The following is a 14,948-nucleotide window of genomic DNA, read 5'->3' as shown; positions in this document are numbered from 1 at the left end:
TTTATTTTTCATTCCTTAGCCTACGAAAGAGCGCCCAAGCGCAACTACATACCTATGACTGGTACGTAGTTGCGCTTGGGCGCCATAAGGTATGAAAAATAAATAAGGTGACCAATAGAGCAATAGTTTACCTTGGATCGAGGCTTCTGGGGTTTAATTGTGCAAGTTATTTATTTTTCGTTCCTAAGTATCCCCGGCAGTCCAAAGAATAACTCCCAAAAATCCGCATGAGACAAAACTAAGCCCATGCCAATTAAAAATACCAGATTTAACACACTTACTAAAACAGCTACCAACTGCGCTAACTGAATTGCTAATATCAATACTCCGGACAGTTTTGGGAACGATACTACAAGCTTACGCGGCGCAAGGATCGTAAAAAAGTCAAATTAAATGCCGCGTCAGGGGTGGAGCTGACATTGATTTAATTATCCACAGGGGCTGCGAAGTCTAGCGAGAATAAGCCATTGGACCATATAAAAACTGTCTGGACTATTGTAATATGCGATAATAAGCTGTTGTGCATTTAAACCACTAACTTGGCTGTTCCGGGTGCGTCATCCGCCAACACTTACGCTTAAACGGGAAACACTTCGGACGATCCGCACCATACAATCTGTTTTAAATGTTCAACAGCTTAGTTACAAATCAAGTGGGCATTGAACCCACTTGATTTGTGGGCTGTCATCCCGTCGCTCAAATCGTACCGTGTTTGGCGCGGAACTTCCCGCTTGTTAGTTAAATAATAATTAAAAATTAGAAAAATGTAGAGTGCGTCACAGTAGAATCTTAATTGTTTTGTTAAAAAAACTTGCGTGGCGCGCCTATTTAACTCAATCGCACACATCATGCACAAATGCAATCGGGAGCATTCAACAATTGCATAAACATCAATTTTTTGTATCTATAAATACAAAATTTTACCATAAAGTCTTATATTAATAAACCCAACGACTGATAAACGGGATAAAAGAGATTCTAATGACAGCCAAAAAAAACCTCATTGTAATCGGCAATGGCATGGTAGGTCACAAGTTCCTAGAGTTAACGGTCAACTCAGATGCTGCCAAACACTGGAATTTAATTACTTTCTGTGAAGAACCGCGCGTTGCTTACGATCGCGTAAACCTCAGCGGATTTTTCTCTGGCAAAACAGCGGGAGATTTATCTTTAGTTGCACCTGGATTTTATCACCAAAATGACATAAAGATTCACATCGGCGACAAAGCAGTCGCCATCAATCGGGAACAAAAAACAGTCTCTTCAGCCAACGGTTTAGAAGTTCCCTACGACAAAATTGTTCTAGCGACCGGTTCCTATCCATTTGTGCCGCCGATCAAAGGCAAAGATGCTACAGGGACTTTTGTTTACCGGACAATTGACGACCTGGAGGCGATGTCAGATTACGCTAAAAATTGCAAAATTGGTGTAGTAATTGGCGGCGGTTTGTTAGGTCTAGAATGTGCTAACGCTCTGCAAAATATGGGCTTAAAAACTCACGTTGTTGAGTTTGCATCGCGGCTGATGCCCGTGCAAGTTGACGAGGTTGGCGGTGCGATTCTCCGCAGCAAAATAGAAGAGTTGGGGGTTTCGGTTCACACCAGCAAATCTACAACAGAAATTGTTAGCGAAGATGGCAAAGTTACTAAAATGCTGTTTGCTGACGGTTCGGAATTGGCAACAGATATGATTGTCTTTTCTGCTGGCATTCGCCCCCGCGATGAAATTGCGAGAAGTTGCGGTCTAGAAGTAGGAGAACGCGGCGGCATTGTGATTAATGATAGCTGCCAAACTTCCGATCCTGACATTTATGCGATCGGAGAATGCGCGCTTTATCAAAATCGCATCTACGGCTTAGTTGCGCCTGGGTATACAATGGCAAGCGTAGCGGCAGATATTTTGAGCCGTGCAGCGGATGACGGGCAAGATGCCCGTCCCACAAGCACTTTTACAGGTGCGGATATGTCCGCTAAACTCAAATTATTGGGGGTGGATGTCGCTAGTTTTGGAGATGCTTTTGCTAAATCCGCAGATGCTAAAGAAATTGTTGTTGCTGACACATTCCAAGGCATTTACAAAAAATTAGTTTTAAATCAAGACGGCAGCCGCATTTTAGGCGGGATTCTCGTAGGAGATGCTTCGGCTTACGGCACTTTGCTGCAATTCATGCAAAATGAAATTGCTCTGCCGCCGCATCCTGAAGATTTGTTAATGCCGCCGCGAGAAGGCGGAGTGGCTGCTGGCTTGGGTGTGGACAGTTTGCCGGATTCGGCTCAAATTTGTTCTTGCAATAATGTCAGTAAAGGGCAGATTTTTGAAGCGATTCGCGATCGCAATTTAACCGATGTTGCCAGCGTCAAGAAATGCACCCAAGCTGGTACTGGCTGCGGCGGGTGCGTGCCTTTGGTGACGGATATCTTCAAGTCGGAGATGAAAAAAGCTGGGTTTGCAGTCAAAAATTACCTCTGCGAACATTTTGAATATTCCCGTCAAGAATTGTACCATTTGGTGCGCTCTCAAGAGATTAAAACCTTTGAGGAGTTGATTGAAAGACACGGCAAAGGTAAGGGTTGCGAAATTTGCAAGCCTGCTGTTGGTTCGATGCTGGCTTCTACTTGGAATGACCATATTTTAGAGAAGTCTCACGTCGGTTTGCAAGATACAAACGATTACTTTTTGGCTAACATTCAGCGCGACGGTACTTATTCGGTGGTGCCGCGAGTACCCGGTGGAGAAATTACGCCGGATAAGTTGATTGTTTTGGGGGAAGTTGCTAAAGAGTTTGGGCTTTATACTAAGATTACTGGGGCGCAGCGGATCGATTTGTTTGGAGCTCGGGTGGATCAGTTGCCGCATATTTGGCGCCGCTTGATCGATGCGGGATTTGAGTCTGGACACGCTTACGGTAAGGCTCTGCGTACTGTAAAATCTTGTGTTGGCAGCACTTGGTGCCGCTTTGGGGTGCAGGATTCAACGAGTTTGGCGATCGAGGTTGAATTGCGGTATCGCGGTTTGCGATCGCCCCACAAGCTCAAATCTGCTGTCTCTGGTTGCACTCGCGAATGTGCGGAAGCTCAAAGCAAGGATTTTGGAATAATTGCTACTGAGAATGGTTGGAATTTGTACGTGTGCGGCAACGGCGGGATCAAGCCGCAGCACGCGGTTTTGCTGGCGACGGATATCGATAAGGAAACGCTGATTAAGTATATCGATCGATTCTTGGTTTTCTACATCCGCACGGCCGACAGATTGGAACGCACTGCTACTTGGTTGAACAAACTTGAGGGCGGGATTGAATACTTGAAGCAGGTGATAATTGAGGATTCTCTGGGCATTTGTGCTGAGCTGGAAGCGCAGATGGAACATTTAGTTAATACTTATCAATGCGAGTGGAAAACGACGATTGAAGACCCGCAAAAGGTGCAGCGGTTCCGGCATTTTGTGAATTCCGATTTGCCCGATCCGAGTATTGTTCGTGTTGCGGAACGGGGACAAACGCGGCCTCCTTACGAATATGAAAAGGCTCTGGCTGGAGTTTCGGAATAATCGATCCCCCCTAGCCCCCTTAATAAGCAGGGTGGATTAATTGTCATCCTAGAAATAGGTACGTAGTTGGGCTTTAGCCCTCTTTATATATACGTCTAAAGAGGGCTAAAGCCCAACTACGTACCTTTATTAATTAATATAACAGTTGCGTCCCAGACGCGAGCTTTGAGCGGTGCTTTCTGTCGTTTCAGTTTTCTTCTCCTCACAATAAAACCACCCTGCCCTAGCCCCCTTAATAAGGGGGGGACAAGAGTATTAATCTCGTTCCCAGGCTCTGCTTGGGAATGAATTCCGGGAGGCTCTGCCTCCTTCCGCGAGGCGAGGCAGAGCCTCGAAACGCGAGGCAGAGCCTCGAAACCTACGTTCCCAGCCGGAGACTGGGAACGAGATTAAAGTAAATTAACAGGAAAAGAAGATGGTTCAATCATTACAAGTTTCGGATACTGTGACTACTTGGGTAGATGTGTGTTCTCTGGATGCGATCGCCCCGAATACGGGAGTTTGCGCTTTAGTAGCAGGGGAACAAGTGGCGATTTTCCGAGTGGGAAACGGGGATCGAGTTTATGCGCTTAGCAATTACGACCCGTTTAGCAAAGCTTTTGTGTTGTCGCGGGGACTTGTGGGCGATCGCAGCGGCACTTTGAAAGTTGCTTCTCCAATTTACAAGCAGAATTTTAGCTTGGCTACGGGTCAGTGTTTGGACGATGAAACGGTAAAAATTCCGACTTTTACGGTTCGGGTTGCAACAGATCGCGTCCAAGTAGCTGTTAGCTAGATTGCGCTGCTTAATTGTTCGATCGCCATCCGCCAATACCTAACATTCCTGTGGGTAAGGGCGGATTTTGCATTAGGATGCGACCGAGCAAGTAGTTTTGGTATAAAATGGAGTCGATCGGCGACCTGCTCCAGGACAGCTCAAGAAACTCTAAACTAATACTGGATCTGGTTTCGGATTTTTAATGCAAACAAACTCGATGGGCAGGATATCGGTATGTTGTTAAAAAAACTTGTTTCCGAAAATAATCCCCAGACAGTGGCAGAGTTAATCCACGCACAACTCAAAACAGGTCAACTGACTTGGGGCGAACTGAACACACAAGTTTTCTGCCAGCACTGGCGGGACGAATCTTTGCACGAAGTCCTTAGAGAAATTGCAGCCAAGCTCGACCAAAAAACAGCCAGCGAAATTATAGAATATCTGACAAATCAAAACGGTCAAGAAGAAAAATTTATTAATTTGTTTTTAGCAGCGCAATGCCTGTTAAAAGTTAAAAATAATGTTGATGAAAAAACCGAAAAAAAACTGTTAAACGCTTTAAAAAAGTTATCGCAATACGGCACGGGTTTCCTGATTCTTTATCAAAGCGCTCAAGAATTGCAGGAAACTTATCAAATTCGCCATCGATCGATCGCCGCGATCGCCCAAACTTGGAAAAACGACCCGCAAACCCTGCCCTGGCTGAAAATACTCGCTCACTCCAGCGACTGCGGCGAAGTCCGGGCCACAGCAGTCAAAGCCATCGCCTGCGGTTGGCCAGACCAGCCAGAAATTTACCTGATGCTCAAAAACCTCGCCAAATCCGATGGAAGCTGGGCAGTGCGATCGACCTGCGTGCGAGAAATGGCTTGTGGTTGGCCCGACACGAAGGATACCTTGCCGCTGCTGACTGCTGTGGCTCAGTCCGATCGAAGTCCCGCAGTCCGCACCGCAGCACTGGAACAGTTGGCCTCAAATTGGCCCGATCGCACAGATACCTTGCTGCTGCTGAGAACCGCCGCCGAATCCGACGAAAATTTGGGAGTGCGAGTCGCAGCGTGGCAAGAAATAGCCAGAGGTTGGCACAGCGTTTCAAGCACTTTCTCCCTGCTCAAAAACCTTGCCCAGACAGGAACTTCTACCCTGCGGACAGTAGCGGTGCGGGAGTTGGCCGCGGGCTGGCCCGCCGCGGCCGATGTTTGCCTGCTGCTGAAAACTCTAGCCGCATCCGACAGCAGCCAAGAAGTGCGGACAGCGGCGATCGAAGAATTGGCCTCGCGCTGGCCCGGCGAAGCAGACATTTACCCGCTGCTCAAAAGTCTCGCCGAGTCCGACGCGAGTTCGAGCGTCCGGCGGGCAGCAGTGCAAGCAATTGCCTCTGGCTGGCCCGGGAGCCCCGAAACTCTGACTTTTTTGAAAAATATAGCTACGGGCGATCGCGACAGCGAACTGCGCGAAATAGCCCTGCAACAGATAGCCGCAGGTTGGCCAGACCACCCAGAAACCCTGCCCCTGCTGCAAAAAATTGCTGACTCAGACGATTATTGGACTGTGCGGCAAGTAGTAGTGGAAGCAGTCGCCACACTGCCGTCAGCCAGTCTCGAAGTCTTTGGCTGGTTGCAAAATCTCGCCGAGTCAGACAGACACCTGAACGTCCGAGAAACTGCCGTGGAAGAGATAGCAAGACGCTGGTCTCACCGGGGCGAGACGCTGCCTTTCCTCAAAAGCCTGGTCGAGTCGGAGCAAGATTCTCACCTGCTGAGCGTGCTGGTGCGGGCGATCGTGCGGGGGTGGCCTGACGACCCGGAAACCTTGCCTTGGCTGAAAATTCAGCTCGATTCTAGCGATGCGCTTGTCCGCCCGGCGGCGTTGCTTGAACTCGCTTACAACTGGCCGGACAATCCTGAAACTTGGATGCTGCTGGAGGCTAAAGCAGAGGGCGATGAGAGTCCGGCTGTGAGACAAATCGCTTTGCAAAAGTTAGCGCGTGGGTGGACAAATCAGTCTCAAACTTTCGAGTGGCTCAAAAATAGAGCTCAAAAGGATGAAGATTCGCAGGTGCGGGCGATCGCCCTGGTAGAGTTAATGCGGGGATGGAAAGACGAGGCGGGAATGTTTGAGTTTTTGCGCGATCGAACTTTGAGCGATGTTGAGAGTCAAAACAGTTCTTTTCCTTACAATCCCAGATTTACAGCGCTCGAAGCGATTATCGAACATTATCCCGAAAATCCGGGAGTTGTGCCGTTGTTGCGATCGCTTGCATCGGAAGATGAAGACGAGCAAGTGCGGGCTTTAGCGGATCGCCGGCTCAGGAGCGAAGAGTGGTAAACAGAAACAATACATGGTGGAAACAGCAACCAGAAAATTATCTGTAGGCTGCAATTTTCAACTAAAATACTGATAGATATCGAGTAGGAGTTTCCACTATGCAGACACAATGGTATTTATGTGAAATCGCAAATTATCCTGAGAGTGAAGGCGACAGGCTAAAAAAAACTAATAACTTATCGGTTAAGTATCCTAATATTTTTTTTAGTGAGATCCAGGCTATTACGGGCACCGCAGTTGAAAACAACAAAAAAGGTGAAGGAGCATGGTATGTATGGCTACCAATAATTCCTCGTGTTGGTGATACATTACAGTTTGTTGGTTGGCAAGTACAAGTCTCTAACGTTATATTGGAAACTGATTGGGATAGTGAAACAGGTATTAAAGAAGGAGTTTTTATGTCAGCCCGGATCGACATTCATTAGGTTGTCTTGGCAGGGAGAGCGATGCTTGCACAATTAGCGATCTGTTACAATAGAATTAGTTAATCGGATTTAGTAATGAAGTACCCACTGCATACAGTTTCCAAACCAGTCTCAGGTAGCGAAGTTCAGAAACTTGCCCATGCCCTTAAGACTGGCGGTTATGTTGCAAATGAAGCTGCTTTGGCTTTAGCTAAAAGGATCGCCGCTCGTCGCCATCGTCAGACAACTGCCAATGCCACCAAGTAGTAAGTTTGCTGGAGTTGATTTTTCCGACTTGGCTGTCGAGCATTTGACCCCCGACGTTACCATTTCTGGTCAGGGGTTTCGTTGTTTGCGGGGTGAGTTTGTCACCTACTGGCGACAAGGACGCATTCAGCGAGAGATAGACGCTCGTATTAGTCAATGCTGGATTTTACGCTGTGAAGACAGTTTGGCAGGTTACATCACCCTACTGGCAGATAAACTGGAAGTTGATGAATCAATCCTGCTTGACGAAGGCGTTCAGTATCGATCGTTTCCAGCCATCAAAATTGGTTTACTAGCGGTAGATAGACGTGCGAAAGGAGCAGGTCGCCGTCTGGTTGAGTGGGCTGTGGAGTACGTTGCAGCGGAAATTTCACCTACAGTTGGTGTGCGCTTTATGACCGTTGATGCACTTTACGACCCAGATACTACTCCTCCCTATGACGCATCTGGTTTTTACGAGAAGTTTGGTTTTCAATTTGCCGATCCTAATGAGTCCTTACCACGATCTGTGCCTTATCGCACAATGTATCTGGATTTAAAGCCATTGATCGATTTGTTGAGTATCCAAGATATTGAACCAACCAAAGATTAACTGGTTGTGAAACTGATGCCTAATTTTACTATTAAACTACGAGATTATTTATGGATTATCAAGATGAACTCCTTGAGAAGGAAGATGGGCGCTATAAAGCAATTGATAAGGTTGGGACGGGGCTTGGTTCAATTGCTACCGAAGAGCTACTTAAAAAAAATGTAGTCTTCTTCGGCCTGCCATCCGGCCCAGCATTATTTCTTCATCTTGCATACCGAGCATATGTGAAGATTAAGGATGTTGAACCTTTAAGTTTGTTCAATCACAGTTTGTTCAACCACCACGATCAAGGAATTTGGCCAGACGATCAAGGTCGGCTTTTTGATTTTTTTGAAGATTTTATTTCGCATTCCGTCTACTCTTTCACCGCAATCGAAGCATTTGCTAATGAATCCATTCCAGAAAATTTTCAGTACGTGTCTGTTAATAGGACAGGAGAAGATCAAATTTACAAGAAAGATGAAATCGAGAGAAAAGTGAATTTAGATGAAAAATTAGATAAAATTCTTCCCACAATATACTCTGTTCCTAGTCCAAAAGGTAAGAAAGTTTGGGGGTAGTCATGAATAGTAATGGTAGCCATGTAAAATAGAAAGCATAAGTATCTGAGCAATTATTCCTATGAACTGCCCTCGGTGCCAATCAACTGACATTATCAAATATGGACACACTCACTACGGAAAACCTCGCTTCCTATGTAAATCCTGTGGGCGGCAGTTTGTAGAAAATCCAACCCGACAACCCATTGCACAGGATACCCGTAACCTGATCGATAAACTACTGCTCGAACGCCTAGCCTTAGCGGCCATCTCTAGAATCACCGGAGTGTCTGAGCGATGGTTACAGATGTATGTGAATCAAAAATACTATCAAACACCTCAACAAGTGGAAGTTATGCAAAAAAAAACTGGCAAGCTGACAATGCAGCTCGATGAAATCTGGTCATTTGTTGGTGCCAAGAGGAATAAGCAGTGGATTTGGTTGGCTCTAGATGCGGACACTCGTGAAATTGTTGGAGTGTATATTGGTAGTCGTTGCCGGAATTCGGCCAAGAAACTTTGGAGTTCAATACCCGCCATTTATCGTCAGTGTGCAGTGTGTTATACAGACTTTTGGGAGGCTTACAAGGAGGTGTTGCCTAGTAAACGCCATAAAGCAGTAGGAAAGGAAACCGGTAAAACCAGCTACCCAAGAGCGTTTTAACAACACTCGCTCGGCAACGAGTAGGCAGATTAGTTCGGAAAACTTTATCATTCTCAAAAAAGTTGGACAATCACATTGGAGCTGTTTGGTACTTTATTCATCACTACAATGCCTTACTTCGAGCCTGACCATTACTATTCATGACTACCAGTTTGGGAACACTACAAAGAGATGAAAAAAGTTCGCGATCGGATCATTCATCTCAAATCGATTGACCAAAAGCCATCAGGTATAGAAGATGAGACAATTTGGGGAACTATGCTCAGAATCCATGATAAACCTCTTTGCGATTTCGCCTATGAAGTAATTGGCTATTTTGAACCAGCTATTTCAAATCGAAGATGGTATAAAAAGTACCCTTATGGGAAAGCCTAACAAATCAAATGCACCGGAACTTAGTTGCATGGCAGAGTTTGAGTTACCAAGTTACTTATCTCCAGTGAGTGGGAAGGTTTAGTTGCTAAATCATATTTTTAGGGATGACGTTTTTTATGAAAGTAAATATAGTCTAGAATCGAGTGCAAATAAATATTCTCTGTGCTTCGGCTAATGTGTTTAAGACGAAGTGTTTGTCGGACTTGATTAAGAAGATTTATAGGAATCAGTAGACATCTCCAACAATTCTTGTGGGACAGGCATCCAGCCCTCCCTGGACTGGCTTTCACTTCTATGTCTATTCATTCCCACAAAAGGCCGATCGCAAACCGCACCGCTTCCCCCATTACCGAACAACGATCGCAATCCGAAGCCGTTTTCTCCCACCTGAGCAACTGTTCCCGAAACACCGGGTCTTGCTTGGCCCGCTGCACGGTGCTTGCAATTTCCGACGCAGAAGAGCAAGTGCGGGTATTAGCCAATCTCCGGCTTCAAGTGTTAACAATTAACTGTTAATAATCGATCAAAAGGCCGATCGCAAACCGCACCGCTTCCCCCATCATCGAACAGCGAACGCGATCCGAAGCCGTTTTCTCCCACCTGAGCAACTGTTCCCGAAAAGCCGGGTCTTGCTTGGCCCGCTGCACGATCGCCTGACTGATGACTTTCTTTTGAATCTGCTCTGTCGGGATACCTTGCTGCTTCAAATAATCCAACAGCCGCTGCACGCTTTCAGAGAATTTATCCGGCGTCTGAGACATCAAAATAAACGAAATTTGGCGTACCATTCGCTGGTAGATTTCCTGTCTTCTGAGCAATACTTCCTTTTGGGCTGGCTCCACCGGCTCCACACTGTTACTAGCAACAGCCAAGTCGAGCAAACTCAAAATTTCAGCGCCTTTGGCTAAAACCTTTTCCAACATATCTGGATAAAGCGCCAATATGCGATCGCCCAAAATCTTGCCATTCACCAAACGGTTCGCGCTCAGCCGCAGTAAATGTTGTTCTCCAGCAGACTCAAAAAATTGAACTTTCAACTTGAGTTCGCGGCTTTCCAACTCCACCCGACGCACCGTAAAAACCAAAGCCTCCCAATTAGGAGGTTCAGCAAAACACACCTCCACAATCGAACTTTCCTCTTGATGCTGCCGCCCCAATTCCCCAGACTCAAAATCGCGATCGACCGGCAAGCGATTTGCCGCAACTTTCGCAGTATAATCAAACTGAGTAAAAACATAGCGACAGTCAACTTTCGACAGATCGACATCTTGAACTTGCCAATTTTGAATGCAGCAGCCCGTAAGCTGCGCCCCCTCCACATTCGTCCGAATCAAACGGCACTCAATCAAACAAGCTTCTCTTAAATCCGCCTCACCCAACATCGCATCCATCAAATAAGCGCCGCTCAAATCAGCTTTTTGCAAATCAGCATTCCGCAAATTGGCTTCGCTCAAATCCGCCCGCAACAAATACACTCCTTGCAGGTTAGCTCGCAGCAAAAGCGCCTTCTTAAAACTAGCTTTCAATAAATAAGAACCCGCCAGATTCGCTCGACTCAAATCAGCGTTATCCAGCACCGCCTCAGTCAAATCCGCCCCCGCCAGCACTGCTCGGTGCAAGTCAGCGCCCGTCAGATTTGCCGATCGCATTTGAGCGCCATTCAAGTCAGCTTCAATCAAATTTACACCAGTCAAAATTGCCGATCGCAAATTCGCTTCCACCAAATGCGCTTCCCGCAAATTAGCACCAGTTAAATTAGCACCAACAAGACTGGCGCGGTTGAGATTCGCCTCCATCAATTCCGCCGCCATCAAATTCGCGCCGTCGAGTTTAGCCCCGGTCAAATTAATTTGGTCAGATTTAACTCCTTGAAGATTAGCACCGCCCAAATCCGCTTCGGGGAGCGCGGCCCAATTGAGTTCTGCTGCTTCCAAACAAGCAAGGCGCAAATCCGCTTTAGCAAGATTTGCCCCGCTCAAATTCGCCCCGCTCAGATTCGCCCCGGCCAGCCCCGCACTGCGGAGATCCGCGCGGCGCAAACAAGCCCCTATCAACTTGGCATTGCTCAAAAAAGACCAGCTCAAATTAGCACCGGTCAAGTTAGCACCAGTGAGGTCTATTTCTCGCAGGTTGACACCGCTTAAACTAGCGCCGCTGAGGTCAATGTGACCAAAGTTGCGCTCTCCCTGTTGATAGCGCTGTAAAAATTCTTGTGTTTCCATTCCGCAGGTTTGAGGGCTGGCAATTTAGCTGTTTTAGGACGCGCTGGCCAATCGATTTTAGATTTTAGATTTTAGATTAAAGAATTGAAGCATTGACCCCACAGATAAATTCGGGGGGCAAGTTTCATCGGATACAGGTTTTTTATTTCTGGACGGATGAATCCGGGGGCTTGTATCCTGGATGCTTGATTGTCAATAACTTTAACTGTAAGGTACGCACGGAACACGAGCGGGCTAGGCACGGGGACACTACTCCTACTACTTACTGCAAGAACTCACGTCCTCCGGGCGATCCGTATGCACCTTACCCCTATAGATAGCGGCTCAAAGGATTTGTTACGTAAGTTCTATTTCTACTACTAGCTTTACAGACTTTTGTAACTTTAACTAGCCGAGTTCATCTCTGATACGCTGCCCCGCCGGAGACTGCTTTTATCTAAAGCGCTGCAATTCTTGCTGCAAGTGCTTTCCCCATTTAGCCGCTAGAGGAATTTCTGTAAAAGGAACCTGCACCGCAGCAGCATCTTTGAACAAAAATTCGAGGGCGATTGGACTTCCAGAATTCGGCGGCGACTCTAAATCAACTGCCTGAGAGTTGACTAACAACCGCAGCGAATGCACGTCTTTTAAAGAAAAACTTTGCAAATTAACCGGCCCGCTGCGAGTAGGTTTTCCCCAAGTTAAACAGTCTTCTTGCTGACCGAGTACAGCATAAATATCGTACTTGGCTTTAGCGAATTGTTCGGCCCAGACGCGATACGCTTCCAGCTTTTGATACTCGTTCCATCCAGCCCAAGCCAGAGAAATAAAAATTGCCAGCAGCGGCAGCCACATTAAACCTCTTTCCATGCAATACCTTTGTTGAAAATACTCGCTTGCTCTGTTTGTCATATACTGTAATGATACAATTGATTGAACTCCTAAAACTTGCTCTGGAATTTAAACTAGAAATTAGAGCAATTTTTGTTCGAGCAACAGCCACAGCCGAAAAATACCAAACGCCCGCGTGCGAGATATCCACAAGTCGCAGCAAGGAAAACTGGCGCTGGCGGTGAAAATTGGGTTATTGTGGTGAACAAGCCTTCCCTAAACGGACGATCGGCAATGAAAAAGTTTTTCCTTCTGTGCTTATTTTTAATCGGGCTCGGCTGGGCGATTTCTAATTTCCCAGGACTTGCGACTCAAGGCACTTACGACTCGATTGTGCTGGATTTCCGCGAAGATTTGGGTGCTGCTGAGATTGCGAAAGAAGTAAATGCGATCGCCCAACAGTACCAAGTGGCACCGCAACTCAACAGCGAATTCTCAGCGGCCGACAATGTATATGTAGTTAAGGGCGATCGCACTTTGCTAAATGCCCTGAAAAAATCAAATTTGGCTAAAGATACCGAATACATTGAACCCAACTACGTCTACAGCGCTTTCGAGATTCCCAACGACCCCATGTATACCAAGCAGTGGAATCTCCGCAGCATCAATGTAGAATCTGCCTGGAACGAAACCAAAGGCAGCGGCACAACAGTAGCGATAATTGACACGGGCATTAGTCCTGTCGCTGACTTAAAAGAAACCAAATTTGTACCGGGCTATGACTTTGTAAACGATCGCGCCGAGGCCTACGATGACAACGGCCACGGTACTCACGTCGCAGGTACTGTCGCCCAATCAACTAACAACAATTACGGCGTCGCAGGCATCGCTTACGAAGCAGCTTTAATGCCGCTGAAAGTGTTAAGCGACAGCGGCGGCGGCACGGTTTCCGACATTGCCGAAGCGATTAAATTTGCTGCTGACAACGGTGCAGATGTCATCAACATGAGTCTCGGCGGCGGTGGCGAAAGTCAGTTAATGGAAGAGGCGATCGACTACGCCCACTCTAAAGGTGTTGTCATCATCGCAGCCGCCGGCAACTCCGGCGAGAGTTCTGCTTCCTATCCCGCCCGCTATCCCCACGTCATCGGCGTTTCCGCCCTCGGCCCCGACGACGAAAAAGCCTCTTACTCGAATTTCGGCGCGGGGGTTGACATTTCAGCCCCAGGCGGTTCTGAAATAGGCAAAATTCTGCAAAGTACGATCGACCCGGAAACCGGCGCCGAAGTCTTTGAAGGCTACCAAGGCACTAGCATGGCTTCTCCCCACGTTGCAGCCGTTGCAGCCCTTGTCAAGGCCTCGGGCATCACAGAACCAGACGCAATTCGCAGCGTACTCTTGCAGTCCTCGCGAAATGTCACTGAAGATCCGTTAAACCATTTTGGTTCGGGACACCTCGACGCAGCAGCAGCAGTTCAGCTAGCCCAGCGCGGACAAATCAACTTCCGCGATTTCTTCCGCTGGCTGCGCGATAACGGCTATCTCAGCCCTCGCTTTTGGATTGACGGCGGTGCAGTCGCACTGTTGCCTAAAATTGCAATGGTGCTCGGTTCTTACCTGCTGGCTTTCTTTATGCGGAATTATTTTCCGTTCCAGTGGACTTGGGGCTTTTCCGGCGGCTTGATGGCTGGCAGTTCTGGGTTCTTTTTCCTCCGCAACTTGTTTGTATTTGACTTGCCGCAGTGGCCGATGCGGGTGATGGGCAGTTCTATTCCCGAACTCGGCGGCGCAATTAATGGCAGCAGTATGCTGAATCCCTTTTTTGCTAGCGTTTTGATTCCTGGGATTTTGATTGCTTTGCTGTTGGGACATCAACAGTGGAAGTGGATCGCGATCGCCATTTCGATCGGCTTTGCTAGCTGTTTAGCGGTGAATGCTTTTGTGTCTCCCGCAGTCTGGGGATTGGGCACAGGTTTGGTATCACAAACATTTTTGATTGTCAATGCTTTTCTGTGTTTCGGACTGGCGCGTTTAGCAATTAAAACAGAGGTGCGATCGGCATGAGTATTACTGTCAAAGGCAAAATTGAACGTAAAGGATTAGGCCCGGGCACTTGGGCTTTGGTGGGCGAAGATGGGGAAACTTACGAACTTAAGGATGCTCCTTCTGAGTTGAAAAAAGCTGGTTTGAAAGTCAGCGTTAAAGGTGAAGTCCGCAAGGATGTGATGACTTTTGCGATGATCGGTCCGGTGCTTGAGGTGCAGTCTTTTGAGGTGTTGTAGGTCGATCGACTAATCCAGCTTTCGAGCAAAAAAAACCCCGGCCTTAATTGGCTGGGGTTTATTAATCAGGGTGCATCTACTAATTTAATCTCCCGCCTCACAGCACCTCTTTCAGGACAGTTTGGCAGCATTTGCGATAATTTGCGGTGAAGGCGTGCGATC

Annotated in this window: 16 protein-coding genes; 12 read left to right on the top strand and 4 right to left on the bottom strand. The window is 47.2% G+C overall.

Translation table 11 applies throughout. The features are described 5' to 3' along the window. Nucleotides 1–981: 981 nt before the first annotated feature. The 9 genes from nirB (at nucleotide 982) to QUA56_RS34550 (ending at nucleotide 9,472) form a co-directional block, all read left to right on the top strand. The gene (nirB, locus tag QUA56_RS34590; RefSeq protein ID WP_333367944.1) at nucleotides 982–3,546 is read left to right on the top strand and encodes a nitrite reductase large subunit NirB; all 2,565 of its coding nucleotides are present in this window, start codon (nucleotides 982–984) and stop codon (nucleotides 3,544–3,546) included. 415 nt (nucleotides 3,547–3,961) lie between these two features. Next, the gene (gene nirD / locus QUA56_RS34585; protein ID WP_333367942.1) at nucleotides 3,962–4,321 is read left to right on the top strand and encodes a nitrite reductase small subunit NirD; all 360 of its coding nucleotides are present in this window, start codon (nucleotides 3,962–3,964) and stop codon (nucleotides 4,319–4,321) included. Nucleotides 4,322–4,537: 216 nt separating this feature from the next. Further along, nucleotides 4,538–6,631: a HEAT repeat domain-containing protein gene (locus QUA56_RS34580; protein WP_333367939.1), complete on the top strand. Its 2,094-nt coding sequence runs from the start codon at nucleotides 4,538–4,540 to the stop codon at nucleotides 6,629–6,631. 98 nt (nucleotides 6,632–6,729) lie between these two features. Then, nucleotides 6,730–7,056, top strand: coding sequence for a hypothetical protein (locus QUA56_RS34575; protein WP_333367936.1), 327 nt, complete (start codon nucleotides 6,730–6,732; stop codon nucleotides 7,054–7,056). Nucleotides 7,057–7,131: 75 nt separating this feature from the next. Next, nucleotides 7,132–7,302 (top strand): hypothetical protein, encoded by a 171-nt coding sequence (locus QUA56_RS34570; RefSeq protein ID WP_333367933.1) that lies wholly within the window; start codon nucleotides 7,132–7,134, stop codon nucleotides 7,300–7,302. After that, nucleotides 7,289–7,894: a hypothetical protein gene (locus QUA56_RS34565; RefSeq protein WP_333367931.1), complete on the top strand. Its 606-nt coding sequence runs from the start codon at nucleotides 7,289–7,291 to the stop codon at nucleotides 7,892–7,894. The genes QUA56_RS34570 and QUA56_RS34565 overlap by 14 nt, the downstream gene beginning before the upstream one ends. Nucleotides 7,895–7,944: 50 nt before the next feature. Continuing rightward, nucleotides 7,945–8,454, top strand: coding sequence for a hypothetical protein (locus QUA56_RS34560; protein WP_333367929.1), 510 nt, complete (start codon nucleotides 7,945–7,947; stop codon nucleotides 8,452–8,454). A gap of 61 nt (nucleotides 8,455–8,515) precedes the next feature. Next, a protein-coding gene (locus tag QUA56_RS34555) for an IS1 family transposase (protein ID WP_333367926.1) occupies nucleotides 8,516–9,225 on the top strand; the annotation gives its coding sequence in 2 pieces (ribosomal slippage) (nucleotides 8,516–9,091 and nucleotides 9,094–9,225; 708 coding nt in all). A 43-nt stretch (nucleotides 9,226–9,268) separates the two neighbouring features. Next, on the top strand, nucleotides 9,269–9,472 hold the full coding sequence (locus QUA56_RS34550; RefSeq protein WP_333367923.1) for a hypothetical protein: 204 nt from the start codon (nucleotides 9,269–9,271) through the stop codon (nucleotides 9,470–9,472). A gap of 98 nt (nucleotides 9,473–9,570) precedes the next feature. On the opposite strand, the gene QUA56_RS37030 is transcribed toward QUA56_RS34550, so the two are convergent. The 4 genes from QUA56_RS37030 to QUA56_RS34535 all read right to left on the bottom strand — a co-directional run bounded on the left by QUA56_RS37030 (nucleotide 9,571) and on the right by QUA56_RS34535 (nucleotide 12,543). Beyond that, nucleotides 9,571–9,762: a phage integrase N-terminal SAM-like domain-containing protein gene (locus QUA56_RS37030; RefSeq protein WP_445242979.1), complete on the bottom strand. Its 192-nt coding sequence runs from the start codon at nucleotides 9,760–9,762 to the stop codon at nucleotides 9,571–9,573. 12 nt (nucleotides 9,763–9,774) lie between these two features. Beyond that, nucleotides 9,775–9,954 (bottom strand): hypothetical protein, encoded by a 180-nt coding sequence (locus QUA56_RS34545; RefSeq protein WP_333367920.1) that lies wholly within the window; start codon nucleotides 9,952–9,954, stop codon nucleotides 9,775–9,777. Between the two features lie 30 nt (nucleotides 9,955–9,984). Beyond that, a complete protein-coding gene (locus tag QUA56_RS34540; RefSeq protein ID WP_333367917.1) occupies nucleotides 9,985–11,694 on the bottom strand; it encodes a pentapeptide repeat-containing protein in 1,710 nt (569 codons plus the stop codon). Nucleotides 11,695–12,126: 432 nt separating this feature from the next. After that, nucleotides 12,127–12,543 (bottom strand): hypothetical protein, encoded by a 417-nt coding sequence (locus QUA56_RS34535; protein WP_333367947.1) that lies wholly within the window; start codon nucleotides 12,541–12,543, stop codon nucleotides 12,127–12,129. Nucleotides 12,544–12,593: 50 nt separating this feature from the next. Here QUA56_RS34535 and QUA56_RS34530 point away from each other — a divergent pair, with 50 nt between their 5' ends. Genes QUA56_RS34530 through QUA56_RS34520 form a run of 3 tightly spaced genes read left to right on the top strand, consistent with a single transcriptional unit; the run spans nucleotide 12,594 to nucleotide 14,786 of the window. Continuing rightward, the gene (locus QUA56_RS34530) at nucleotides 12,594–12,749 is read left to right on the top strand and encodes a hypothetical protein (RefSeq protein ID WP_333367914.1); all 156 of its coding nucleotides are present in this window, start codon (nucleotides 12,594–12,596) and stop codon (nucleotides 12,747–12,749) included. A 49-nt stretch (nucleotides 12,750–12,798) separates the two neighbouring features. Next, the gene (locus tag QUA56_RS34525) at nucleotides 12,799–14,568 is read left to right on the top strand and encodes a S8 family peptidase (protein ID WP_333367911.1); all 1,770 of its coding nucleotides are present in this window, start codon (nucleotides 12,799–12,801) and stop codon (nucleotides 14,566–14,568) included. Then, entirely contained in the window at nucleotides 14,565–14,786 is a 222-nt protein-coding gene (locus QUA56_RS34520) for a hypothetical protein (RefSeq protein ID WP_333367908.1), read from the top strand. The genes QUA56_RS34525 and QUA56_RS34520 overlap by 4 nt, the downstream gene beginning before the upstream one ends. Nucleotides 14,787–14,948 lie beyond the last annotated feature (162 nt).

It is taken from the genome of Microcoleus sp. N3A4 (assembly GCF_036701805.1).
Classification (GTDB): domain Bacteria; phylum Cyanobacteriota; class Cyanobacteriia; order Cyanobacteriales; family Microcoleaceae; genus Microcoleus.
Note: the sequence above shows the minus strand (reverse complement) of the source record. Positions and strands in the feature narration are given on the sequence as shown.

Coding starts and splice junctions, on each gene's coding strand:
- QUA56_RS34535 (WP_333367947.1), bottom strand. CDS start 12,543: ATGGAAAGAGGTTTAATGTGGCTGCCGCTGCTGGCAATTTTTATTTCT.
- QUA56_RS34570 (WP_333367933.1), top strand. CDS start 7,132: ATGAAGTACCCACTGCATACAGTTTCCAAACCAGTCTCAGGTAGCGAA.
- nirD (WP_333367942.1), top strand. CDS start 3,962: ATGGTTCAATCATTACAAGTTTCGGATACTGTGACTACTTGGGTAGAT.
- QUA56_RS34540 (WP_333367917.1), bottom strand. CDS start 11,694: ATGGAAACACAAGAATTTTTACAGCGCTATCAACAGGGAGAGCGCAAC.
- QUA56_RS34520 (WP_333367908.1), top strand. CDS start 14,565: ATGAGTATTACTGTCAAAGGCAAAATTGAACGTAAAGGATTAGGCCCG.
- QUA56_RS34580 (WP_333367939.1), top strand. CDS start 4,538: ATGTTGTTAAAAAAACTTGTTTCCGAAAATAATCCCCAGACAGTGGCA.
- QUA56_RS34560 (WP_333367929.1), top strand. CDS start 7,945: ATGGATTATCAAGATGAACTCCTTGAGAAGGAAGATGGGCGCTATAAA.
- nirB (WP_333367944.1), top strand. CDS start 982: ATGACAGCCAAAAAAAACCTCATTGTAATCGGCAATGGCATGGTAGGT.
- QUA56_RS34525 (WP_333367911.1), top strand. CDS start 12,799: ATGAAAAAGTTTTTCCTTCTGTGCTTATTTTTAATCGGGCTCGGCTGG.
- QUA56_RS34550 (WP_333367923.1), top strand. CDS start 9,269: ATGAAAAAAGTTCGCGATCGGATCATTCATCTCAAATCGATTGACCAA.
- QUA56_RS34565 (WP_333367931.1), top strand. CDS start 7,289: ATGCCACCAAGTAGTAAGTTTGCTGGAGTTGATTTTTCCGACTTGGCT.
- QUA56_RS34530 (WP_333367914.1), top strand. CDS start 12,594: ATGATACAATTGATTGAACTCCTAAAACTTGCTCTGGAATTTAAACTA.
- QUA56_RS34575 (WP_333367936.1), top strand. CDS start 6,730: ATGCAGACACAATGGTATTTATGTGAAATCGCAAATTATCCTGAGAGT.